Raw genomic sequence first — 24,576 nt, forward strand, 5'->3', positions numbered from 1 at the left:
CCCACCACCTTCTGCATTTATGCATTTACACTTCTATCTACTTCTTTAACAAACAACGTTTTAAAAGAGTTTTTGATTGGTCTGGCGTTCTGTATTACTTCTTTGCTTGGTAAAACTATCCTTTCGTAACCTCTGCCAGATGTGGACTTTGAAATCTCGCTTTTCAGAGGCTCTTCATCGAGCACGTAGTCGACCCTCAGCTTACCCAGTTCGTAGGTGTTCGGATAAATCAGTGTGTACTCACCGTCAGGCATGTGCGCTTTAAAGACACTTTTCCCGTCGGTTCCAAAACCCGCCTTTACGGTAACATGAACACCAAGTGGTAATTCTAAAGCATAAGCAAGTGAATATGGAGCTAAGAAGTTTTCAGCTTTCGTAGGGATAGTGAACGCTATTTTCAATATATCGTATTCCATCTGTGTGCGTTCCCAGTCATCTTCTGTCTTTACTTCCTCTTTTTGCAAAACTTTTCCGAAAAGTTTGCTACCGATTTTAACAACCTCCGGATTTATTCCGCTCCTCAAAGAGCGCAACTTCTGAATAGCCTTCCTCCTACTTTCGAACAATCCGTCGAACGCACCAATTTTGATGAGCACCTCGACTGTTGAAAGTGAGAGTCCGGATTTCTCCACAAATTCCTCAAACGATTCGAAGGTCTGGGATTGTAAGTTTCTTGATTTTTCCAAAGACATACCGGGAACAACGTAGAGTGGTAGCGTGTATATATGCTCTCGAAGCTGTTTGTTCTTTCTATCAACTATCGCTCCAATGTTCAGTTTCGGCGGACTAACGGTGTATCCAAGAGCTTGCAGATTGTAAACTGCAGTAGGAAGAATTGTTGTGTCGTACTTTAAATAGACATCGTAGAAGAGCGTCGGATAGTTGACTTTGAAGTAGGCCATGAAATATGTGATGTGTGCATAAGCAACCGCATGCGATTTGTTGAACGCGTATTCTCCAAGAGTGAGAATTACCCTTGAAAGTTCCTTACCCTCACTACCGTAAAGTTCCGTCAGCTTCCTTGTAAGCATTTCATAGGTTTCTTTGACCTTCCCCATGTCCTTTTTAGCTATAGCCTTTCGCAGTTCATCTGCTTGAACACTCGTCAGACCTGCTAACTCCATTGCGATTTTCATTACCTGTTCTTGATAAATCGGGAAACCGTAAGTCTCTTTCAGCTGTGGGATGTTGAACTTGAACGTTTTGTGCAATTTTAATTGCCTTATTTCTTTGGTGATACCCGCCTTTATAGGTCCAGGTCTGTTAAGCGATATTGCCATTACGAGCTCTTCAAATGTCGCTGGTTTCAAATCGCGAACTACTTGTTTGGCTATAAAACTATCGAGCTGGAAGATGTTGTCTGTGAAGCCAGCGGAAATGTACTTGTAGGTCTTCTTTCCTTCTTCCGAGTTCTGGAGTTCAAGCAACATCTGGTAAAAAAGATCAGGATTAACATTCAGAATCCTTGTTAGATGTGGATTTTGTGCTATCTTTTTCGATTCCTTTGATTCTTCCCTCAGTTCTTTTAATACAGTTAACGTCTTTAAACCAAGGATGTCGAATTTTGTGTACCCAAGCTTTTCCAAGTCTTTCATATCCCACTCTATCGTTTCTGTACCGGGAACGAGGGGAACTTTCAACGGTGTGGTCGAAATTATAACGCCCGCTGCATGTGTCGTTCTCTGAACAGGGATATCGGAAAGATAATCCGCCAAGGGACCGTACTGTTTTAGTATCTTTTCAGGCATTGTGGCGAAGGCACTAATGTTGTAAACATTCCCGAACTCGTTTCTCAGAACGTTTATCAATCTCTGGCGTTGAATATCTTCAACATCAAGGTCGATATCCGGATAATCTCTCCTGCCTTCGTTCAAAAACCTCTCGAAAAGTAGTCCAAATTTCGCAGGGTCTACCTTTGTGATTCCAAGCCTGTAAGCAAGTAAACTACCAACAACACTTCCCCTTCCAGGGCCAATCTCTACACCATTCCGCTTGGCTATGTCCACTATACGCTTTACTGTGTGAAAATAACTCTCAAACTTGAACTTCTTAACGAGCTCAATTTCGTGCTTCAACCTTGCATAATACTCTTTCTCATTTTCCAAAAGTTTTGGAAAGAAATCCTCCGAACCATGGTACAAAGTCTGAGAACTCCGCAAATCGTAGGTGAAATTTCCATTGGTTTTTAACTCAAATCCTTTGAAATAGCTTGCAGTGGCTATGGTTTCTGGGGATTTCCCAAAGTATTGAACCATCGCTTGAAAGTACTCTTTTTGTCCCGGCAAATAGTAAATTGGAGGATGAGATATGGATTCGAATTCTTGGTTTAAAAGCTCTTCAATTCTCGCTGATTGTGTCTGTGATTTGGCATACCTGTTGTAGATGATAAACATCCTGCCCAATTCGTTTGAATCTTTTGCGATGTAGGTCTTATCACCGACTCTGAGTCCTATTATTGCCCGTACTCTATAGTTTTTCGCTGTCTCCAAAAACTTAACGATTCCGGAGAACGTTGTATCAGAAAGCACGACCTGGCTAACCCCGTTTTCCAGGCACCATCGGAAAAGTTCTTCGAATTTTATTACTGAACCCTCGAACGAATAAGGTGAAGCAACACAGATAGTGATAATCAACCACCTCAGAACATGAGTTTAATATTCCGTATTGGCAGAGGCATTTAAGATTTCTTCTCTTAACTGTGCCAGCCTTGGATTTCTGAAAACTCCGTATCCCATTACCAATATATCGACACCTATCTTGACAAGTTCCACGGCATTCTCGTTACCTACTCCTCCATCAACCGCTATCTTGAATTGGTAACTTTTGTGCTTTCTGATGTCACTCAACCTCTTTATCTTTTCTATCATCGTTGGTATGAACTTTTGGCCGGAAAATCCTGGATTGACTGTCATTACTAGTATTCCGTCCACGTAGGGCAATATCTCTTCGAGTGTGGACAATGGAGTTGCTGGGTTAATCGCAACGAAGGCTTCCGCTCCCAAAGATTTTATATACTCAACGGTTCTATGCAAGTGATAACACACTTCCTGATGGACTGTGACCCTTGTTGCTCCTTTTTCTACGAAACCTTTGATGAGATCTGTAGGATTTGTGACCATAAGGTGTGCATCGATAGGAAGATTCGTAAATGTTCTCAATGCTTCTATCATAGGAAATCCGAACGTCAAATTCGGAACGAAATGTCCGTCCATGACATCGAGGTGTATCTCGTCAATCATGTTCTCAACCCTTTTAACCTCTTCGCTAAGACTTGCCAAATTGGCAGCAAGAATCGAAGCACTTATGATAGCCATAATTTATCCTCCTTTTTCGACATTTACTCACATTAAGTTTCCTAAATCTAAATTGAACTTTTACGATACACATTGGCAAAGAAGAAACTCATATTTTAATAGAAATCTTTTCTCTTTTCTGATATAATTATACACGTGGAAACTAAAAATACAAATATGCTGCGAGGTCAACCACCCACCACTTAAGTGGCGGGTTTGAGAAAGTCTTGGTTGACCAGCCTGAGCAAAGGCCAACGGTTGGCAATTAAGATAAGAACAAGCTATTCTATGTTTCACACGACTGAAGTCGCATACCTCTAAATTGAGGAAGGTGAAGATGTGGCGGTAAGGAGAATCGTTGTACCGGACGATGTTGCGATGATAGAAGTACTGGGACAGTACGATAATAAGGCAAGGTACTTAAGGAGGCGATACAACGTAGAGATTTCGGTCGTGGATAACGAGATCAGGGTAAAGGGAGAAGATGAAAGGTCACTTGATATTGTGGAAAAGGTCTTGAAGGAAGTTATAAATATAACGCGTGATGGTCATCTGCTTGACTGGACGGAGTTCGAATACATTGTAGAAGAGAATGAAAAGATCGAAAATCCAAGGGAAGTCTACAAAAAATCTGTCGGAAAGGTAAAAGCCAAGACGGAAGGTCAGAAGAAATATCTGGAAGCCATAGAAAAGAACGATATAGTCTTTGCAATTGGACCGGCTGGAACTGGAAAGACTTATCTTGCATCAGCTGTCGCTGTAGATTATCTAAAATCAGGTAGAGTGCAGAGAATCGTGCTCACAAGACCGGCAGTTGAGGCTGGTGAAAAGCTCGGGTTTTTACCCGGAGATTTGACAGAAAAAGTAGACCCTTACCTGAGACCTTTGTACGATGCGCTAATAGACATGTTGGGAATAGAAAAGTTCATCTCTCTACGCGAGAAAAACGTTATCGAGATCGCACCACTTGCGTATATGCGAGGTCGAACGCTTAACAACGCTTTCATTATATTAGACGAAGCACAAAATACGACATATGAACAAATGAAGATGTTCTTAACGCGTATGGGTTTTGGTTCAAAGGTTATAGTTACCGGTGACATTACTCAGATAGACATTGAGGAAAGGTCAGGATTAGTTGTAGCACAAGAGATACTCAAGGATATAGATGGTATCGCCTTTGTTTACCTAACCGATGCGGATGTTGTGAGACATCCCCTTGTTAAGAAAATTATAAGGGCATACGATAGTTTCGAGAGAATGGAAAAACAAGAAAAGCAAGAAAAACAAAGAAGGAATCATTAAGTCACCAGAATTCAAAGTCCTCACGAGGAGAGAACGACGAAGATGGAGCAACATCGAAGTCAAAGGTCAGAAGTGATGCTAAGTGAATCTTTCATGTACGATGGTGTGATAATAGCGCTTATCATAAGCGTAGCAAATAACTTGTACGACCTCGGAGTACTTGACCTTGCAAACGAGTTCATTCTCATCCTCATCATATGGTACGGAATCGTCGAGCACTTCATTCGGAACTCTAACGTTATAAACTTCGATATCAGATACAGGTTGTTCTTCTATACCGCGTTACTTGGTGGTGCAGCCCTAAATACAACAGTTTACAAAACGTACGGACTGAGCTACATACCGATTATCATTGCGCCGATGATCATCACACTACTTGTTGATTACGAATTCGGTGCAAGTGCAGGACTCATTCTTTCGCTTTCAACGGCATTTCACCACCACGATTTCTTTATGTTTCTTCACCTATTCCCCCAAGTCTTCCTCTCAACTTATATGCTAAGAAACACAAAGAGTCGCATTCAAGTAGCAAAAGCTGGTTTGATATCTGGTATAGCCAGCTTACTGATGATTTTTTTACAAGAACCAGTCAGGCATTTTTACTTCTCACTGAAAGATTACGTTGTCATATTCCTCAACCCGATATTTTCTTCTATAGCAGTAGTTGGCATTTTGCCTTATATTGAGATAATTACTCGTATTTACTCGAACATAGGTCTTGCAGAGATAGCAACGATCAATCATCCTCTGCTTAAAACACTTTCGTTGCACGCGCCTGGGACTTATCAACACAGCTTAAGAGTTGCAGAGCTCGCGGAGCACGCCGCAGAAAGTATAGGTGCCAATTCTGTACTTGTCAGGGCATGTGCACTCTACCACGATATTGGAAAAGTGAGAAACCCCGATTTCTTTGTGGAAAACTTGAAGTCACCTGAAGAAAACCCACACAATATCCTACCTCCAGATGTAAGTAAGAGTATCATCATGAAACACGTGACGGATGGCATCGAGATTGCCCGTAAATACAGGCTACCGATCCAAATTGAATTGGCGATTCCTCAACACCATGGAACGAGAGTGCAAAAGTACTTCTACATAAAAGCTTTATCGGAAAATTCAAACGTCAGTATTGATGAATACCGTTACAGCGGTCCTAAACCAAAGAGCAAGGAAATGGGCATACTGATGCTGGCTGATATCGTTGAAGCAACATCCAGAAGCAAGAATCAAATATCTTTGGAAGAAATGGAAAAGGTTATCGAAAAGACGATAATTGAACTTTTTGAAGAAAACCAGCTTGATGAAACTGGACTTACCCTCGCAGAATTAAGAACAATCATGGATAGCTTCTTAAACGTTTTCCAAAGCTTGTTGACACGCAGGATAGAATATCCGACTATAAATGAAGAAATAGAAAGCATTGGTTAGGTCAGAAAAAAATCGAGGATGGTGGTTTTATGAGCGCATTAGTCAGATACTTTGAAGCGTCGGAAGATATTCAGGGCTTTCTTGCTCAGAGCAACGATAAACTTTCTGAAATCGTAGAAAAGGAAATTGGCGATGTGGTTATACATTTTATTTTTGTTGATAGTGAGATAATTTCTGAAATGAATAAAACTTACAGGGGTAAGGAAGGTCCAACGGATGTACTGACCTTCGTCTACGGAGATTCGCGTGATATTGAGGAAGAAGAACAAGAAGCTCAAGAAGCAACATCTCCATATGCTGAGGGCTATATATGTTTGGATGTGGTTAGAAAAAATGCCGAGGAATTCAGAAACTCTTTTGAAAAAGAGCTCTTAACAGTGCTTGTTCACTCAATTCTTCATATGGCTGGGTACGACCATGAGTACGATACCACGAATGCAGCCGAGATGTTCCAAAAGCAAGACGCGTATCTTAAAGACTTGATTAACGAATAATCACTCATTACTCGGTCATTAGATTCTTGATACCCCATTCGAGCATTTCGGCATGTTTTCGATTGATAAAGTTCGGATCGCTTTCAAGCTCGTACGGATTGAGTTCTCCGTTCATGAGTTTTCTTATTTTTTCGATGTAGTCTCTCATTTTTTCGATACTTTCATATGAACCGAAATCACCGTGACCAGGAATGACGTGCTTAGCATGTGGCATAGTGTCCAGAGTTTTCATCCAGACATTTAAATTGCTATCGGAAACTATTTCAGGGTGTATATCGTTAATCACCGTATCACCTGTGATTAAAACCGATTCGCTCGGGATATATACATAAGACGAATCAGGTGTATGACCTGGTCCGTGTACGAATAGGATTTTCAGTCCATCTTCGTATTCGAATTGGTCTTCGAAAAGAACGTCTGGAAGTTTTGGTTCTGTATATTCGATTCCAAGACTTCTAAAATAGGAAGAGTCAAACTGCTCCATTTTTCTTCTTGTTAACTCATGAGCTAAAATAGGAACGTCAAAAACGACATTCCCGAACGTGTGGTCAGGATGGTAATGCGTATTGAAAACCAATGTGATGTTCTTCATGGTGAATTCTCGAACGAACTTTGCGATGCTTTTGGCTTTCTCCGGGAAAAGGGAGGTATCGACCAGGACTACTCCCTTTTTTCCGATGATTATAACGTTGTTTGCCGCTTCCTCATGCTCGATAAGATAGACATTTTCAGTAACTTTCTTTACCACATTCAAACACCTCGGACCAATTCGAAGTGATATTCTTATAAGTTATCTTTCACATCATTTTTCTGTAAAGGGGTTGGTAATTCCTTGAAAGTCTTGTTATCTGGCTACTATGGATACGGTAATTTTGGCGACGAATTGATGAGATTGGGAATGGAAGACTTTTTTAGCAAATTCAAAATAGACTACACGTTAGCGTTACCAAAGAGAGTAAGCAAAGACACCATTTCTCGATTTAATCTGTTGGAAGTCATCGGTGCTCTCTTCGATTCTGAAGCGCTCATATACGGTGGTGGAGGCTTGCTACAAGATATAACAAGCTCCAGAAGTTTTCTCTATTACATTTCAACTGTCCGGTTAAGTTTGAACCTCGGAAAGCCTGTAATCCTATTTGGAAACAGCCTCGGACCTGTTCGAAAAGGTTTCAATAGATGGCTTCTAAGAACCACTCTTAAAAATGAAAAAGTCTACGTGTTTGCAAGAGATATCGTCTCTTACCGTTATGCGAAATGCCTTAACAAAAATGCCGAACTTTCTTGTGATCCAGCTGTTCGGTATTTGGCAAAGTTCCAAGTCCTGCCCGATAAACAATTTGATTTGGTCCTTGTACCACGTAAAGTTCAAAATGTTGAAAAATACGATATCCTGAAACATTATTTCAATAATATAATTGTTTGTCCGGCTCAGAGTTCTGATATCGATGTTGCCATGAAAATCAGTAGACGGCTTGGAGCAGAATGTATAGAACAAATAGACGACATTAACATTGTTCTCTCAACAATATTATCGGCAAAGTTTGTTGTTTCTGAAAGATTCCATCCAACGCTTGTCGCTGCTTACTTTGGAATTCCTTTTGTTTCTTTGGAGAATTCAAAATCAGAGAGGTTTTTCAGAAAATACACAAATAGAAGAGAGTTTTTTGCCAAGGATACGGTAGATTTCCCGAAGCGTTTTGAACAAGTCATCTCAAATCCACTTTTTCTAAAAGAAAAGATGGACACAGAATGTGATGACTCGTTCAAGAAGTTGTACAAACTTCTCATACGCATAAAATCCTCCACGACGTGAACTCCATAAATAAAGCCGTCTCACTTGGAGACGGCTTTTTTGTTGTAAGAATTATTCAACTTATCATTTTATTTAATGATAGCTCTTTTCGGTTTAACTTCTTTACACAACCCCACACTGCACACCTTGTCTTTTACATGGGCGAGGAATTCGTCTCTGAAATTGTTGATAAGAGATAACAATGGAACGTTTATGCTCTGCCCAAGTCCACAGAAGGACGCATCTGCGGTCACGTAAGCTATCTGCTCTAAATACTTCAAATCCTCTTCGGATGCTTGGAATTTTGTCATCTTTTCGAGTATATCACATGCAACTTTTGTTCCTTCCCTACACGGTGTACACTTCCCACATGATTCGTGTCTGAAGAATTCCATAACATTCAAAGCAATATCGACCACACAGTGTGTGTCATCGATGGCAAGTATAACTCCAGAACCAAGGCTGACACCGTAATTTTTCATGGAATCATAATCAAGTGGAGTATCGAGTTTATCAGGTCCGATGAAAGTTCCTGCAAGGCCACCGGTTTGAACCATTTTCAGTTCTCTTCCGCCTTTGATTCCTCCACCAAAACCGTAGAGCACCTCTCTAACGGTTACCCCCATCGGTAGTTCCACCATTCCACGCCTATTAACATCTCCAACAAGACAGAAAACCTTTGTTCCTGGGGAATTAGGCGTTCCTATACTTCTGAACCACTCGGCTCCGTTTAGTATAATCTGTGGAACATTAGCGAGCGTTTCAACGTTGTTTATCACTGTGGGCTTCCCAAAGAGTCCAACCTGAGGCGGGTAAGGCGGCTTAAGCCTTGGACGTCCGGATTTGCCTTCTATAGATTCAAGCAATGCAGTTTCCTCACCACAGACATAGGCACCGGCACCGAGTCTCACCGTTAAATCAAAGTTGAAACCACTTCCGAGTATGTTTTCGCCAAGGAACCCGTACTCGTATGCATCTTTAATTGCCTTTCTCAAGTTTTCTACAGAATTGTAATACTCACCTCGTATGTAAATATACCCTTTTGTTGCACCAACAGCGTAACCTGCAATAATCATCGCTTCAATGACAGAGTGTGGGTCGCCTTCCATTATCAACCTATCTTTGAATGTCCCTGGCTCGCCTTCGTCTGCGTTACAAACTATATACTTCTGATCAGCATTTGCTTTCGCAGTGAATTCCCATTTCAAACCTGTTGGGAAACCTGCACCACCGCGTCCACGCAGTCCACTTGCCTTTATCTCGTTTATAACCTCCTCAGGTTTCATCTTCAGTGCCTTTGAAAGTGCGAAATATCCATCCCTTGCGATGTACTCTTCTATATTCCTTGGGTCAATAACCCCTATGTTTCTTGTGACAATTCTGTATTCTTTGACTTTAAATTTTTCGCCTGGTTTCAGCTGGGATTTGTCCACTGTCAGGTCCCAGACCTGTCTTCCTTTGAGCAGGTGTTCCTCAACTATCTTCTTAACATCTTCCTTTTTCTTGACAACATAGTAAACATCATCTGGTAAAACATGGAACACAACTCCGTCGTACGTACCTATTGCCACTGTCTCCAGCACACTAACAAGAGGATCAAGATTGTATTCGCTTATCAGTGCTCTTAGATAATTTGCAAGTTCCTTCGCACCTAAAAGGATACTGTTGCTATCGACAGAGACCAGAACGGTAATTGGTGTCATTGTGCATCACCGCCCTTAAGGCTTTCGATAATCTCTTCAACTTTTTCTACCGTCAAGTCACCGTAGTATTGGTCGTTTATCATTATCACGGGTGACACACCACACAAACCAAGACATCCCGTCTCTTCGAGTGTGAAGAGTCCATCCTTTGTCGTCTCGCCAAAGTCTACACCGAGTTTTTTCTTCAAATATTCAACTATCTCGCGCCCGCCAGGAACATGGCAAGGCAAACTAGTACATACGCGGATGATGTACTTACCCCTCGGTTTTGTGGAGAACATCGTGTAGAAGGTTAGCACTTCGTAAACTTTTGAAGGTGGGATATTCAGCTCTTCGGCTATCATTTCACCTACTTCAGGTGGTATGTAATGACTTTCATAGTAATCTTGGACTTTGTGGAGCAGGTAGATGAGAATATCTTGCTGTTCAAGTTGTTCGGTTTTTAACTCACTAATGATGTTCCTCAAAATTGCGCGATCCACACACCTTCCCTCCCCGAAAAAGATTCCAAAGATTAGAAAAATAAGCAGATAGATAAACAAAGGTGAGCCTCCCTCTGACTGGGGGCTCACCTTTGATTTTTACCTTGAAATGCTTCCTACTACAGCTGGTGTTACTTTGCTTATCGCACCGAATCTACAGACCTCGATACAACTACCACACCTTACACAAGCATCTTGATCGATTTCGTGAACTTTTCTAACTTCGCCGTGTATTGCATTTGTCGGACATACCCTTGCACACGCTGTACAGCCTACACACTTTTCTGGATTAATCACATAGCTAATGAACGCCTTACACTTCTTAGCCGGACACACACCATCTTTAACGTGTGCTTCGTATTCGTGTCTGTAATATTTCAGCGTAGACAAAACTGGATTTGGAGCAGTCTGACCAAGACCGCACAATGAAGAATCTTTTATGACCTGCGCTAATTGTTCAAGTTTCTCAATATCTTCCATCGTTCCTTCGCCTTTTGTAATCTTATCGAGTATATCGTACATTACTTTTGTACCCTCACGACACGGTGTACATTTACCACACGACTCATCGACTGTGAATTCCAAGAAGAATTTTGCGACATCCACCATACAGTCGTCTTCGTCAAGTACGATCATACCACCGGAACCCATAATGGCTCCGAGTTTACCAAGCGACTCGTAATCAACGGGTGTATCGAAGTATTCCGCAGGTATCACTCCACCGCTTGGTCCACCAGTTTGTACCGCTTTAATTTGCTTACCTTGCGGGTGCCCTCCACCAATATCGTAGAGCAATTCTCTAAGTGTAATTCCCATCGGAACTTCGACAAGCCCCGTGTTCTTAATTTTTCCAGCCAGCGCAAAGACCTTTGTTCCAGGCGACTTCTCAGTTCCGTACTGTCTGAACCATGCAGCACCTTTGTGTATGATAGGTGGAACCAAAGAGAGTGTTTCAACGTTGTTTATAACCGTAGGTTTACCCCAAAGCCCCTTTTGGACAGGGAACGGTGGTTTAACCCTCGGCTGACCTCTCTTACCCTCTATCGAGTGCATAAGCGCGGTCTCTTCACCACATACAAAAGCACCGGCACCTATCCTTATCTCAATATCGAATGAAAAGTCCGTTCCAAAGATGTTTTCGCCAAGGAAACCATATTCATGAGCTGTTTCGATAGCTTTTTGCAACCTTTCAATCGCAAGTGGATATTCAGCCCTGACGTAAACAAAGCCCTTCTGCGCACCAATTGCGTAGCCTGCTATAGTCATGGCCTCAACGATAGAATGGGGGTCCCCTTCGAGTATTGACCTGTCCATGAACGCACCAGGGTCGCCCTCATCGGCGTTACAAATCATGTATTTGATGTCAGACTTTTGCTGCCTTGCAAGTTCCCACTTCAAACCCGTTGGGAATCCAGCTCCTCCTCTACCTCTCAGACCACTGTCCTTAATTTCCTTTATAACCTCTTCCGGTGTCATCTGCGTGAGTGCCTTATGCAGTGCAAAGTAACCGTCCCTTGCGATGTATTCTTCAATGCTCAACGGGTCGATAACTCCGACATTCCTCAAAGCAATCTTGACTTGCTTAGCAAAGAACGGTATTTCTGCAGGTTCCTTTTCTTTTATCGTAAGCTTTTCCTTTTCTCCTTCAAAAAGGTACTCAGGAACAACGCGACCTTTTAAAATGTGCTCTTCGACTATCTTCTCAGCTGCTTTTGGCGTGAGCTTTTGATAATACACGCCATCGGGGTAAACCACTGCAAGCGGTCCCAAGCTACAGGCGCCCATACATCCAGTTTCGACAACTGACACTACTGTATCAAGACCGTATTCTTTTAGCTTCCTTTCAAATGCCTGCTTCACACTCTCTTCGCCTGCGGATATACAGCCACCACCAGCACAGATAAGAATTGTATTAGTTTTCAAAGCCACGCTCTTCGCCTCCTTAACCTAAGGAAAACTTCACTTCAACATGTCTACAAAGCTTTTACAAGATGCATTTTCTTCGCGCTGTGTTCCATAGTCTTAAGTATCTTAAAACCGCCACCACCATTGCAACGGAGACAATCCGAACATAAACAGTGGATTTCTCGTCAGACTTCTCCTCTCTTTACCACTAAGTCGGAAACTACTTTTCCTTCAAGGATGTGAGACTGAATTATTCTCTTTGCATTTTCTGGAGTGACGTTTCCATAAACTACAGGTTCCTGCCCTTCAAGTGCCACCTCTATCGTCGGCTCAACTTCGCAAAGCCCCATGCAACCTGACTGTACAACAGCGATATCGTCTATTTTCATCTCATTCATATACTCAACTATAGCCTTTAATGTGTCCTTTGCACCTGCTGCAATCCCACATGTTCCCATTGCAACGACGATCTTTCCTCTTTTTCCTGCTTCTCTCATCTTGATGTTCTGCAGTGCCTGTTCTTTGATCTTCATTAATTCTTCCAAGCTTTTCACTTTACTCATTGCGACCCACCCCTCCTGTACGCAGCGATGATTTTGCTAACCATATCGGGAGTTACCTTTCCATAGAAATCTTTCTCACCAATCAAAACAACTGGTGCCATACTACAAGCACCCAAACACCTCACCGCATGGACAGAGAACAAACCGTCCTCGGTTACCTCCTCTGGTTTTACTCCCAGCTCCTCTAAGAATCTTTCCATCACTCTATCTCCACCCTTGACGTAACAAGCTGTTCCCAAACAGACCTTTATCTGGTGTTTGCCCTTCGGCTTAGTGGAGAAGAAGTTGTAGAACGTGACAACTCCATAAACCTCGGATACTGGGATGTTCAACTTCTCTGCGATATGTTCTTGTACTTCCTGCGGTAGCCACCCAAAAAGTTCCTGGGCTTTATGCAACACACCGATAAGGATACCAGGTTTATCCTTCACCTGTTCGATATACGAATCCAGCTCTTCGTAAAGTTCTTTGTGCTGCTCACACACGGCCACACACATCCCTCCTTCATACTTCGTGATTATTATAACATGATAATGCAGAAAGTTCACCATTACAAAACACTATCTAACTGTCGTCTTTTGTCAATTTCTTTATTTTTCGTAACCTATTCAGCTTTTTCTATTGTTTATGCTTTTTTTCACAAAGTTCCAAAAATAAAAAATAGCCTCTATTTTTAAGCCTTTGGATTTATAGACTTAGTGAAATAAAAACGATAATCATCCCAATGATTTTGAAAACGCTTAGACTTTCACCGAGGAGTACCATTGCGAAAATTGTCGCAACGATAGGTTTTAAGAAAAATACTTTACTGGATTGCGTCGCTCCCAACGTTTCCATAGCTTTGAAATACGTCAGATAGGCTACTCCCGTGACGATAAGTCCCAAGTAGATAAGGATAAGCCAACCTGAGAAACCAAGTCTTACGGGAACCTCAAATCTGCCAAACATAACAAGCAGAGCAACGTATATCAAACTTGAACAGAGCGATGAATAAGCGGTTACAAGAACTGGGCTGTATTTCTTCGTGTATTTTCTCATAAGCACTGTGTACAGTCCAAACGTCAATGCGGCAAGTACCCCAAAAAATATTCCAGTCCACGAATCACCGCTGATTTTTCCTAAACTGAAAACAATTATGCCAACAAAACCGAGACCGATACCAACGTACTTCCTCAGTCGATACTTCTCGTTCAACATAATTGCAGCAAATAGTGAAACAAAGATCGGGTTGCTGGCAACAAGCGTTGCAGCCGTGGAAGCATTAGAATATTTTACAGCTAACTGCAACGATGTCATGGAAACAACGCTATTAAGTGTCCCAACAAGTGTGATAGGTAGTAAATCACTTAGCTCAACATCTTGCTTAACAAAGACCATCAAAAAAAGGCCACCTATCAGAAAGCGAAAAGCGGTCATGAAGAAAGGATCTACCTTTCCCATCAAAGGTTTGGATATAACCTCGATACTCGAAAAAGCAAGTAGAGTAAACAACAAAAACAGGTAAGCAAAAACCATCTTTCTCTTAGTTGGCTTATTTTCGTTCGTCATAAGAAACTCCTATATCAAAACAATTATCCCATCCTGTAGTGCTTGAAAATCCTCTTTTTCACATGCCAAGTGCAAGACACTCCGCCCTCAAAACGCACCATATCGCCAGCGCCAAACCTGACCTTTGTTCCATCATCAAGTACAACTTCTACTTCACCTTCAACAACATAAAACTGCTCAGGTTCGTCGTAGTACCAATCAAAAATGCTTTCTTCCTTGCTCCAGGTGCTCCATGTCTTTGCTTGCTTTATTTCCTCTTCCGTAGGTTTCCAAATTCTTACTTTTTCCACAGCAAACCCCTCCCTTTCACACTTGCTTTCCAGTACCCTCCACCAAATATTTTAAACCAAACAAAGTATTCTGTTAATCAAGAAAATGTTACTGTTTGAGAAAGTTCTCACAACACAGGGCAATTCGGCAAAAATCATTGATTAATCTTACTTCCACGTACGTATTTAATCAAATATAAAAATTTACTTGACTATTTAGGTAAGACTAAGTATAATATAAGTGTTGATATAAGTTATTTTTATCACAAATCAAAAATGTTTATCCGACAAAGGAGGGTGCTCACACATGGATCAAAAGAAAGTAATAGTTATTGGATGTACGCATGCGGGAACGGCTTTTATAACCACGGCAAAAAGACTCTACAAAGACAATGTAAAAATCATCACGTATGAACGCAACGATACGGTATCTTTTCTTTCTTGTGGAATTGCACTCCACGTCGGTGGAGTTGTTAAAGACCCAATGAAGCTTTTCTACTCGTCTCCGAAAGTGCTCAGCGACCTTGGAGCTGAAATGAAGATGAGACACGAGGTTATAGATGTGGACCTCGAGCAAAAATACGTTAGAGTTAAGAATCTTGAAACAGGAGAGATTTTTGAAGATAACTACGATACACTTGTCGTAACAAGTGGTTCCTGGCCGATAATTCCCCGTGTACCAGGAAACGATTTACGTGGAATTCTCTTGTCCAAAAATTTCTATCACGCACAGGATATCGTTCGCTATTCGAAAGATGCAAAAACCATAGTCATCGTAGGAGCAGGGTACATCGGTGTTGAACTTGCCGAGGCATTTAGGAAGAACGGGAAAGACGTTGTGTTAATAGATATAGCAGATAGAGTTCTTGCGAAGTACCTTGACAAAGAATTTACCGATGTATTGGAGCAGGAATTAACTAAAGAAGGTATAAAACTTGTCTTGAACGAGAAGGTCGAAAGGTTCGAGGGAGAAAATGGTAGGGTCAAGAAGGTGATAACGAATAAATCGGAGATACAGGCAGATTTGGTAATACTCGCCACTGGTTTTAGACCGAATACTGAACTTTTCAATGGTAAGCTGAAAACACTTGAAAATGGAGCTCTAATAGTTGATGAATACCTACGTACATCAAATCCTGATGTCTTTGCAGCCGGGGATTGTGCAGTTGTATGGTACACCCCAACGGAGAGTTATGAATACATTCCACTTGCAACAAACGCAGTCCGTATGGGAACACTCATTGCGTACAATCTCTTTAAAAACAGGCTGAAGTACAAAGGTACACAGGGCACTTCTGGAGTAAAGGTGTTCTCGTACAACGTCGCCACTTCAGGCCTCAACGAGTTACTTGCAAGAGAAAAAGGTATTCAGTACGAAGTTATCTACGCAATCGAAAACAACAGACCCGAATTCATGCCCGATTACGAACCCGTCCACGTGAAAATACTTTATAGAAAAGATGATAAAAGAATCATCGGTGGTCAAGTCATGTCGAAAGCAGACGTCACAGAAAGCGCAAACACACTTTCTCTTGCGATTGCAAACAAAATGACGATCTATGACCTTGCATTCGCAGATTTCTTTTTCCAACCGTACTTCAACAAACCTTGGAATTTCTTGAACACTGTAGCACTCAAAGCTATCGAAAGGGATAGTTTAGTCTGATTTTTGAAGGAATTAAAACCTTAACTTCAAACACCCCCTGACTTTTCGCAACAGCAGGGGGTGTTTTGTCTTACTTATTGCTTGACAATGTTTATTAGCTGGAGATAGAATGTCATCAAGATAAGAAAATAGGGGGGAATCCTGATGGAAAAGACAGAAAAAAGTGGACTCAGCGATTCAAAAAAGCTGAGCGTTTTGCTAACGGGATTTGAACCGTTCGGTGGCGAGAAGGTCAATCCAAGCATGCGCATAGTGAAACGGCTTTCAAAGGCTGTTTTTCCACATATCTCACTACATACTTTAATACTGCCTGTGAGTTATCAAAAAAGTACTGAGGTGCTTGAGGAATATTATAAAACACATACTGTTGACGTTGCCTTACATTTAGGTCAAGCCGGTGGTGGTGCCGGAATTAGGTTAGAAAAAGTGGCAATAAATCTACTTGATTCAAAGCACCCTGACAACGATGGGCAGATAAAGGAAGATGTTTTCATCATCGATAACGGGCCTGATGCTTACATGACGCGTGTTAAGATCAAAGCGGTTGCCGAGTTATTGAAGAAAAAGAAGATTCCCGCTTTTGTCTCGTACACCGCGGGGCAGTACATTTGTAATGAAGTGTATTATTACTCACTGCACCGCTCAAACGTAACGGGAACCCCAAAACACGCCCTATTTGTGCACCTACCATTCTTGCCAGAGCAAGTGGCAACAAAAGAAGGAAAGTTGGAGAAATTGCCTTCGATGACACTTGAACTTCAAACAAAAGCAGTTCGACTCATACTGGAAAACTTGAAAGAATTCATCTGAGGTTTTTGAAGACTTTTATGCATTCTACAGTATCAAAGCTTATAGTTATACTCATCGGTAGCTTTCTCAAAATTGGCCCGATTTCGACATTTTTGGTTGTTATCGACCAGAATTTTCCGTGGTCGTTGATCAAAACAGCGTAATGGTCCGCTGCACGGAGAATAATATCATCCACCAAGCTTTTCAAAGTTCGTTCGAAAGGTATCATTTCGTACTTTGAATTTTCTGAGTAGTAAGCTGAACCAAAGCTGCGACCAAATGCGATGAAAGAGTAGTCATCAGGTATTTCATAATATCTTCTTCTTAGCGCGTTGGCCGTGGCAAATGGCAAGGCTTCTGGCATTATTCCTGAAATTTCTTTGTTAAGGAACTCCAATAGTAGCTGCATCGAATCCTCTGAAGCTCGTATACGCTCAAATATAGAGTACAGACCATCCGAATAAGCGACAAACGTTAGACCCTCCTGCATTTCAAAACTTCCACAGTCTTCTGGTGTGTACCGGTAATCTAACAATCCTATTGGAAAGACGGATTTTAAATTCATAGTCGTGAAGTTCGCACCATCGTAAATTATCAACGGCGGATGACCGCAGTTTATATATTCAACTTTGCTGCCCCTTATTTTTAAGGATACTGTTAACTAAAAGTATTGAAACTTTCCAAAAACCGCATTATCCTTATAAAGAGGGGACACCCCCCAACCAACTCTCGACAAAGGAGGTATCCCGATATGAACAACTCAACGCTCTCTTGTCCAAAATGCGGTTCCACCAGCTTATACAAAAACGGTCATGACAAATACGGTAACCAACAATTCCTTTGCAAACTCTGCCATCATTCTTTCAAACTCTCCCATTCTCACAAACGCAAAAACTTCTCTTTCCCTTATCCCAAATGCACTTCTTGTGGTAAATCTATGCAAATTTACAAAGTCCGTCGCTCTTTCGTTGTCTTCCGTTGTAGAGCTTGTCGTACCAAAGATAGAGTACCTTTTAACCTCCCCGAACCAGTCACCCTTATTCCTGAGAAATTTAAATATTTCCGCTTCCCTATCTTTTTCGTCTTAAAGGCTTTCGTTTTGTATATGAAACACAATATGTCTTATCGCTCTCTTGCTCATTCTCTTAATATCAAAGTATCTCATGTCACCATATACAAATGGGTTATTAAATTGTGTACTTTATTCTCTGTACTTTTTCCAACATTTACCATCGAAAATGTTTTCTCAGTTCATGCTGATGAAACTGTTCTTGTTTTCAAAGAACAAAAGTACTATGTTTGGCTATTAGTTGATCACGAAACTAACTTAATTCTTTGTTGGCATGTCTCAAAGTATCGTGATATGGGACAAGTCAAAGTATTGCTCGAGAAGTTCTTTGGTAATTCAAAACCTAGAAACATTGAACTTATTACTGATGGACTTGGTGCATATGAAAGTGCAGTAAAGCTGTTGTTCAGAAATATCAATCACGTAGTGGTACCGCTCGGTAAAAACAATCAATGTGAATCCAAGTTTTCATTGTTGAAAGACTTTTTCCGACTCAAGCGAGGGCTGAAGAATACGAAGAATTTAGCGAAATATATTCAAGGATTTTGTGTAGTGAAGAATCTTTGGAAAACGCACAATGGTAATATCAATCTCATTCTTTCACACTTACACTCTTTCATCACTACAAGTTAACACTATCTTTTTAAGAAAAGCCCTGTAACATAGTTGTGCCCTAAAACAGTCTTCATACTATCTTGGAGCTCGTTAACTACTTCTGAGATGTATAATCCCCTTTGCGCTGCTGAACGAATCACGGATTTTACAGCAGAACACAAAAGTGCGGACTGAACGCCGTGACCTGAAATGTCTGCTGTGTAAAGGTAAACGTCCTCACCCACGGTGAAATAATCGTAAATATCTCCCCCAACTATCTGAGAAGGCATGTAGTTTGAGGTTATCCATATCCCGTTACACATTTCAATGGGTTCAGGCAGCATCAACGTCTGCAATGAACTAGCAAGGTCGAGACTCTCTCGAAGTTCCTTGTACAAACTCTCTATCTTTTCTCTGTTTTTCTTCAGTTCGATGTGCAATGCTATTTTCGATATGAGTTCCACATCAATTATCGGGAATTCTATGTAATCAGATATACCTATTTGATACAATTCCAAAAGCGTGACGTAATTCTTTTCTTGAATAAGCACAATAACGGGAATGTCTTTAGTTGACTGCGTTGTTTTAATATATCTAACAACCTCCTGTGCGTTCTTCAGTAGTTGGTAGTAGACAAGCACAACCTGAATATTGTTGTTTTTGAGGAAAGTACTAACATCTGATTCTATACTGACATCGTAACCAACAAATTCAAGTAACTGCACAATATCTTGGATGTTGTCAGGACTGTCAGTGAAAATTACAACCCTATCACTCGGCATTTCATACACCTCTCACCAAATTTCCATTGAGCTTTTTTTCCAAACTTATTATACAATATTTCTTAGACGAAATAGACATTTTTCATCCATCAAATAAAAAGAGGTGATATCTGTGGGCGGCACAGGACTAAGAATTGGCATCATAGGTGCAGGAAGCGCGGTTTTTTCAATGAAGATTGTATCAGACCTTTGCAAATTTCCAAGCCTTTCTGATTCACATGTAGTACTTATGGATGTCGATAGAACAAGGGTCGAAAATGTTCTGGTACTTGCAAAAGAACTAACTAAGTATTTCAACGCAAAGCTCAAATTCAGCATTGTTGAAACTATCAAAAACGCAGTTGAGGGTTCTGATTTTGTTATCAATACAGCCTTAGCAGGAGGGCACGGATATCTCGACCTTGTTAGGTCAATAGGTGAAAAGCACGGTTACTATCGTGGAATTGACGCTCAGAATTTCAATTTCGTTTCCGATTATCTCAATCTCACGAACTGGAACCAGTTGACACTTTTTTTGAAAATAGCAAGAACAATAGAGAAATACGCACCAAACGCGTGGTACCTTCAAGCAGCTAACCCGGTTATGGAAGGAACTACACTTGTTTCTACACAAACGGGGATAAAGATGGTTGGATTCTGTCATGGGCATCACGCGGTTGAGGCCATTGCAAAATTCTTGGGTGTATCAGAATACGAATGGCAGGTTGGTGGTGTGAACCACGGAATCTGGCTGACAAAATTCAGAACAAAAGATGGCAAGGACCTTTACAAAGAAGTTGAAAAGGCACTTCAAAAGACCAGATACGAGGAATTCAAACCGTCCAATCCTTTCGATGACCAACTTTCACCTGTTGCCTGGGAGATGTACAAACTCTATGGATTATTTCCAATAGGGGACACCGTTAGAAATTCCACGTGGAAATACCACAGAGACCTTCAAACAAAGATAAAGTGGTACGGTGCACCTTGGGGAGGTGCAGATTCCGAAATTGGTTGGAAGTGGTATGTGGAAGAGCTCTCTCGGGTGGTTGGCGTAATAGACATGTTTGCAAAAATGGTACGCGAAGGGGCAAAAATAAACGAACTCAAAACGGGAACACAGATTGATGATTACTTGAAAGAGATCCTCAGCGAGAAAATCAGCGGAGAACAACATGTTCCGTTCATAAACAGTGTAGTCTCAAAAGTTCCGGGAAGGTTTGTCGTAAATGTTCTGAACAAGGGGAAGATAAAAAACCTGGAGGATGATGTGGCGGTTGAAATCTGTGCAACGGTGTGCGGTGAGAAGTTTGAATACGAAGAGACGCACATCCCAGAGCGTGTTGTGAACTGGTATTTGAAACCAAGAATTCTACTTGCAAAGCAAGCGATAGATGCATTCTTAAACAAAGATGTTAGACTAATAGCAGATATTCTAGAGAGAGACCCAAGGACTAAGAGCACCGAGCAAGTCGAAAAATTAATAGCTGAGCTCTACACTGTCGTAAGGCAAGAAGCAGAAAAAGTAGAACAGCAGGAATAATCTTCTAAAACAGGGCTGGGAAGCAACTCCCAGCCTTATTTTCCTTTTCTTTTATTCTCTTTAGACGCAAAGTCTCCAAGTAATTCGATGAATTCTTCCCCACCAAACATCCTCTTTATCTCTTCGTCCCTTGCCCTCTCATCCAACTCTACTACAGTCCCTGTGTCCCCAGTTCTTCTTAGGGACAAGTGCTTATCGGCTTTTAAAGCAATTTGTGGCAAGTGTGTAACTACTATGACCTGATGTTTTTTCGAAAGTTCGCTGAGTTTGTCTGCCAGTTTGACAGCTGTTACACCACCTATGCCAGCATCGATCTCATCGTACACCAAAACATCAGTACTTGCCAGACTGAGTTCCAAAGCAAGCATCAAACGTGATAACTCACCACCCGAGGCTATCTTACGCAAGGGATAGAGTGGACCCGTTGACAAAGTACTCCCAACAAGTTCAACATCATCAATACCATCCCTTGCCATATCTTTCTGATTAAAATAGAAGTCTATTCGCGCGTTCATGTTTAAATCTTTCAAGTGCCTTTCTATGGATTTCACAATATTCCTCGCCGCGTTCTTTCGCTTTTCACTAATCTGAATAGCAAGACTGCGAAGCTCACTTTCCAGTCTTAACCGCTCTTCTTCTGCGTTTTCAAGTATTTTGATGGTTTTTTCGATCTGTTTGATCTCTTCTAACCACTTCTGGAGATTTGCTATTACATCTTCAGTCGTAGGACCGTATTTCCTGCGCAACTTTTTGTATACCCACAAACGGTTCTCTATCTCTTCGAGGTTCATTTCCTCTATCTTCGATAGTTCCTTGCTAATTTGATTACTCAACTCGGCAATTGACTCGACGGCGGTATCAAGAAATTCATGGTACTTGTCCTCTATGAGTGAGTAGATTTTCCTAAGTGCGTTCTCGATCTCTTCTAAGTGCTGAGACACACTGCTGTAATTTTGCAGCAATGTTTGGAGGTTAAGAGCCTTTTTGTATTTTTCTTCCAATTCCTGCTCTTCTTCTTCGCTCAGATGGGCACTCTCTATTTCGTTGACTTTTTCTCTTAATTCCTCAAGCTTTTTCAATTCTGAATCTTTGTTCGCGCCTGCGATAATCTTCAAAACATGTTGGTAGTTTTCGTAAAGTTCTTTGTACTTTTCGAGTAGTTCATAGTTGTCTGCCACAGTATCCAAAACCTCGAGGATGAAGTCCTTATCCAACAACTTCATGTGTGAATTTTGTTTGTGGATCGTTATGATGTTTGAAAGAATATTCTGAACTTGCTCACGTCCGATGAGTCGACCGTCTACTTTGTAAAACAACCTCTTGTTCTTTCTTTCAACACTGAATATGTGCTGTCCTCTTCTAATCCCAATCTCATCAAAATCCATGTCGAGGTTCAGAACCATATCTGCAGAAAAAGTTTCACTCCGTATGTTTTGGTAATCTAAGAACGAACCGATTACATCCAATATCAAGCTCTTTCCAGTTCCAGTCTCACCGGTGATTACGTTGAGTCCCTCAGAGAAATATATATCGACATCTTTCAAGTAAACATATTCGTTGATATGTATCAGTTCTATCAAGAAGCGCTCACCTCAACAAATCCATCTCTCACTTTTTGTGTAAGTCTTCTTTATCAAACGAGTACGGTAGCAGCTCAGCAACGGTTGTTTGCAAAATCTCGCCTTTCAAATTTGTCAAGACAACATTGAAATTCCCAAACTCTGCCATAACTTGTCTACAAGCCCCGCAGGGCGATACAGGTTTGTCGGTGTCCGCAACAACAACTAATGTGTCAAACTCCCTCTCACCATTTGCCACTGCGGAAAAAATAGCAGTTCTTTCAGCACAATTTGTTAAACCATATGAAGCATTTTCCACATTCGCACCTATGTAAACATTTCCATTTCTTGTCAAAAGGGCTGCACCAACATGAAAGTGAGAATACGGTGCATACGCATTCTTCATAGCCTTAACAGCTTCTTGTATGAGTTCTTCAATCTTCATCATTTCCATCCCCCTTGTCATTACTTTTCTGAGTATTTTCTTCCGTCTCGTGTTTTATTGTTACCAATACTTTTTCTATTTTGTTTCTCGAAGCTGCGACAACTTTGAAAGATATTCTCTCGTCCTCGTACGTTTCCCCTACTTTTGGAATGTGCTTGAACTTCTCAAGAAGGTAGCCTGCCAAGGTATCAAATTCACCTTCCGGAAATTCTATTCTCAGCTCTCTTTCTATATCATTCAATGAAAGTGTAGCGTCAACCAAGTAGGAGTTTTCCGTAACTTTCTTGATTCCAATATGTTCTCCTTCATCGTATTCGTCCATTATCTCACCAAAAATCTCTTCGAGGATATCCTCCATCGTTACAATTCCAGCAGTTCCACCGTACTCATCAACAACTATTGCCATGTGCATCTTCTTTGCTTTGAATTCCTTCAGCAATTCTGACACTGGCATGAACTCGGGCACAAAAAGTGGAGCCCTCATCAACTCTTTGACCAGTACCTTGTCTACGATATCCATACCTCTCTGTGCGATGAAACTGAGCACATCTTTTGCATAGCAAATTCCAACAATATTATCTATTGTCTCACGGTAAACAGGTATCCTCGAATATTCTTCCTCAACAATAATCTCCATCGCTTCTCTCAATGTTTGACTTTCCTCAACAGCTACTATATCTATCCTTGGTATCATTATTTCTTTTACGAGAGTTTCATCCATTTCGATTGTACGTTCAATCATCAATCCTTCCTCATGGGTTATGGACCCTTCCTCGCGTCCCATTTCCAAGTAAGAAGCTATATCATCCATCGTGATGAATGGAGTTTCCTGGACCACATGTCCCCCGAAAAGTTTGACTACCGAATTGGCGATTGTAATAAACATGGTAATTACGGGCGATAATATCTTGGAGAGAAAAACAATAACTTTGATACTTGCCTCGAAAAGACGTTCACTGTTTTGCCGTGCCAAAATCTTTGGGGTAATTTCTCCAAAAATCAGCAAAATGAAAGTCATTACTAGTGTTGAAAGTATCGCTGAAAGTGATTGTGAGCTGATGATTCGGGAAAACATCACCGCAGCTAATGAAGATGCTAAAATATTCACCATGTTGTTCGATATCAACAGTGCGGTGAGTAGTTTGTTAAAAAAGTGGACCTCGCTTTCCTCTTCTTCCTCTTCTTTGCTTTTCGCAAGAAGTTTAAGTCTGTGACGGCTAACGGACGTAAGTGCCGTTTCGGATGCTGAGAAAAATCCAGACAACACGATCAGTACCGCAATGAAAAGTGTGTTCCATAAATAACTCAGTGGATCTTCCACGAAAACTTCACCTCCAAAGAGAAGCTGTAACGACACATCGATACATA

At 41.2% G+C, this 24,576-nt stretch carries 23 protein-coding genes; 8 read left to right on the top strand and 15 right to left on the bottom strand.

Going from position 1 to position 24,576, the window contains the following annotated elements; genetic code table 11:
* Window positions 1-17 precede the first annotated feature (17 nt).
* Together CBS1_RS02935 and rpe are read right to left on the bottom strand one after the other, a co-directional pair.
* Window positions 18-2,528, bottom strand: coding sequence for a DNA polymerase III subunit alpha (locus tag CBS1_RS02935; protein WP_241685556.1), 2,511 nt, complete (start codon window positions 2,526-2,528; stop codon window positions 18-20).
* 123 nt (window positions 2,529-2,651) lie between these two features.
* Window positions 2,652-3,314: a ribulose-phosphate 3-epimerase gene (gene rpe / locus CBS1_RS02940; RefSeq protein ID WP_090221812.1), complete on the bottom strand. Its 663-nt coding sequence runs from the start codon at window positions 3,312-3,314 to the stop codon at window positions 2,652-2,654.
* Between the two features lie 357 nt (window positions 3,315-3,671).
* On the opposite strand from rpe, the gene CBS1_RS02945 reads away from it, so the two are divergent.
* Genes CBS1_RS02945 through ybeY form a run of 3 tightly spaced genes read left to right on the top strand, consistent with a single transcriptional unit; the run spans window position 3,672 to window position 6,520 of the window.
* Window positions 3,672-4,598 carry a PhoH family protein gene (locus CBS1_RS02945; RefSeq protein ID WP_052107280.1) on the top strand — a complete coding sequence of 309 codons (927 nt, stop codon included), beginning with the start codon at window positions 3,672-3,674 and terminating at the stop codon, window positions 4,596-4,598.
* 42 nt (window positions 4,599-4,640) lie between these two features.
* On the top strand, window positions 4,641-6,026 hold the full coding sequence (locus CBS1_RS02950) for an HDIG domain-containing metalloprotein (protein WP_052107158.1): 1,386 nt from the start codon (window positions 4,641-4,643) through the stop codon (window positions 6,024-6,026).
* A 29-nt stretch (window positions 6,027-6,055) separates the two neighbouring features.
* Entirely contained in the window at window positions 6,056-6,520 is a 465-nt protein-coding gene (ybeY, locus tag CBS1_RS02955) for an rRNA maturation RNase YbeY (RefSeq protein ID WP_052107159.1), read from the top strand.
* Between the two features lie 7 nt (window positions 6,521-6,527).
* Here the strand turns inward: ybeY and CBS1_RS02960 are convergent, their stop codons facing one another.
* A complete protein-coding gene (locus tag CBS1_RS02960) occupies window positions 6,528-7,268 on the bottom strand; it encodes an MBL fold metallo-hydrolase (protein ID WP_033191809.1) in 741 nt (246 codons plus the stop codon).
* 84 nt (window positions 7,269-7,352) lie between these two features.
* Between CBS1_RS02960 and CBS1_RS02965 the strand changes: the two genes are divergently transcribed.
* Entirely contained in the window at window positions 7,353-8,333 is a 981-nt protein-coding gene (locus CBS1_RS02965) for a polysaccharide pyruvyl transferase family protein (protein WP_033191810.1), read from the top strand.
* 68 nt (window positions 8,334-8,401) lie between these two features.
* Here the strand turns inward: CBS1_RS02965 and nuoF (CBS1_RS02970) are convergent, their stop codons facing one another.
* From nuoF (CBS1_RS02970) to CBS1_RS03000, 7 genes are all read right to left on the bottom strand, one after another.
* Window positions 8,402-10,015, bottom strand: coding sequence for an NADH-quinone oxidoreductase subunit NuoF (gene nuoF, locus CBS1_RS02970; protein WP_033191811.1), 1,614 nt, complete (start codon window positions 10,013-10,015; stop codon window positions 8,402-8,404).
* Entirely contained in the window at window positions 10,012-10,497 is a 486-nt protein-coding gene (locus CBS1_RS02975; protein WP_090221907.1) for an NADH-quinone oxidoreductase subunit NuoE family protein, read from the bottom strand. Before CBS1_RS02975 ends, nuoF (CBS1_RS02970) begins: the two co-directional genes overlap by 4 nt.
* 99 nt (window positions 10,498-10,596) lie before the next feature.
* Complete coding sequence (gene nuoF / locus CBS1_RS02980; protein ID WP_033191812.1) at window positions 10,597-12,426, bottom strand: NADH-quinone oxidoreductase subunit NuoF; 1,830 nt, start codon at window positions 12,424-12,426, stop codon at window positions 10,597-10,599.
* Window positions 12,427-12,587: 161 nt separating this feature from the next.
* Entirely contained in the window at window positions 12,588-12,965 is a 378-nt protein-coding gene (locus CBS1_RS02985) for a (2Fe-2S) ferredoxin domain-containing protein (RefSeq protein WP_033191813.1), read from the bottom strand.
* Window positions 12,962-13,456 (bottom strand): NADH-quinone oxidoreductase subunit NuoE family protein, encoded by a 495-nt coding sequence (locus CBS1_RS02990; protein WP_084384052.1) that lies wholly within the window; start codon window positions 13,454-13,456, stop codon window positions 12,962-12,964. Before CBS1_RS02990 ends, CBS1_RS02985 begins: the two co-directional genes overlap by 4 nt.
* Window positions 13,457-13,652: 196 nt before the next feature.
* Entirely contained in the window at window positions 13,653-14,513 is an 861-nt protein-coding gene (locus CBS1_RS02995) for a DMT family transporter (protein ID WP_052107160.1), read from the bottom strand.
* A gap of 23 nt (window positions 14,514-14,536) precedes the next feature.
* Complete coding sequence (locus CBS1_RS03000) at window positions 14,537-14,803, bottom strand: cupin domain-containing protein (RefSeq protein WP_033191815.1); 267 nt, start codon at window positions 14,801-14,803, stop codon at window positions 14,537-14,539.
* Window positions 14,804-15,089: 286 nt separating this feature from the next.
* Between CBS1_RS03000 and CBS1_RS03005 the strand changes: the two genes are divergently transcribed.
* Both CBS1_RS03005 and CBS1_RS03010 read left to right on the top strand, forming a co-directional pair.
* Entirely contained in the window at window positions 15,090-16,448 is a 1,359-nt protein-coding gene (locus CBS1_RS03005) for an FAD-dependent oxidoreductase (protein WP_090221811.1), read from the top strand.
* A gap of 144 nt (window positions 16,449-16,592) precedes the next feature.
* Window positions 16,593-17,258 carry a pyroglutamyl-peptidase I gene (locus CBS1_RS03010; RefSeq protein ID WP_090221809.1) on the top strand — a complete coding sequence of 222 codons (666 nt, stop codon included), beginning with the start codon at window positions 16,593-16,595 and terminating at the stop codon, window positions 17,256-17,258.
* On the opposite strand, the gene CBS1_RS03015 is transcribed toward CBS1_RS03010, so the two are convergent.
* Complete coding sequence (locus CBS1_RS03015; RefSeq protein WP_090221807.1) at window positions 17,251-17,880, bottom strand: SpoIIE family protein phosphatase; 630 nt, start codon at window positions 17,878-17,880, stop codon at window positions 17,251-17,253. The two genes, CBS1_RS03010 and CBS1_RS03015, sit on opposite strands and share 8 nt — an antisense overlap.
* Window positions 17,881-17,988: 108 nt before the next feature.
* Here CBS1_RS03015 and CBS1_RS10430 point away from each other — a divergent pair, with 108 nt between their 5' ends.
* Complete coding sequence (locus CBS1_RS10430) at window positions 17,989-18,939, top strand: DDE-type integrase/transposase/recombinase (RefSeq protein ID WP_014452073.1); 951 nt, start codon at window positions 17,989-17,991, stop codon at window positions 18,937-18,939.
* A gap of 2 nt (window positions 18,940-18,941) precedes the next feature.
* Here the strand turns inward: CBS1_RS10430 and CBS1_RS03020 are convergent, their stop codons facing one another.
* Window positions 18,942-19,682: a SpoIIE family protein phosphatase gene (locus CBS1_RS03020; protein WP_241685558.1), complete on the bottom strand. Its 741-nt coding sequence runs from the start codon at window positions 19,680-19,682 to the stop codon at window positions 18,942-18,944.
* A 112-nt stretch (window positions 19,683-19,794) separates the two neighbouring features.
* Between CBS1_RS03020 and aglA the strand changes: the two genes are divergently transcribed.
* On the top strand, window positions 19,795-21,204 hold the full coding sequence (gene aglA, locus CBS1_RS03025; protein ID WP_090222808.1) for an alpha-glucosidase AglA: 1,410 nt from the start codon (window positions 19,795-19,797) through the stop codon (window positions 21,202-21,204).
* Between the two features lie 35 nt (window positions 21,205-21,239).
* Here aglA and CBS1_RS03030 read toward each other — a convergent pair whose 3' ends face one another.
* Genes CBS1_RS03030 through CBS1_RS03040 form a run of 3 tightly spaced genes read right to left on the bottom strand, consistent with a single transcriptional unit; the run spans window position 21,240 to window position 24,529 of the window.
* Complete coding sequence (locus tag CBS1_RS03030; RefSeq protein WP_090222807.1) at window positions 21,240-22,784, bottom strand: AAA family ATPase; 1,545 nt, start codon at window positions 22,782-22,784, stop codon at window positions 21,240-21,242.
* 28 nt (window positions 22,785-22,812) lie between these two features.
* A complete protein-coding gene (locus CBS1_RS03035) occupies window positions 22,813-23,208 on the bottom strand; it encodes a cytidine deaminase (RefSeq protein ID WP_090222806.1) in 396 nt (131 codons plus the stop codon).
* Window positions 23,198-24,529 (bottom strand): hemolysin family protein, encoded by a 1,332-nt coding sequence (locus tag CBS1_RS03040; RefSeq protein WP_090222804.1) that lies wholly within the window; start codon window positions 24,527-24,529, stop codon window positions 23,198-23,200. The genes CBS1_RS03035 and CBS1_RS03040 overlap by 11 nt, the downstream gene beginning before the upstream one ends.
* Window positions 24,530-24,576 lie beyond the last annotated feature (47 nt).

Source organism: Fervidobacterium changbaicum, from assembly GCF_004117075.1.
Taxonomy (GTDB): Bacteria; Thermotogota; Thermotogae; order Thermotogales; family Fervidobacteriaceae; genus Fervidobacterium; species Fervidobacterium islandicum.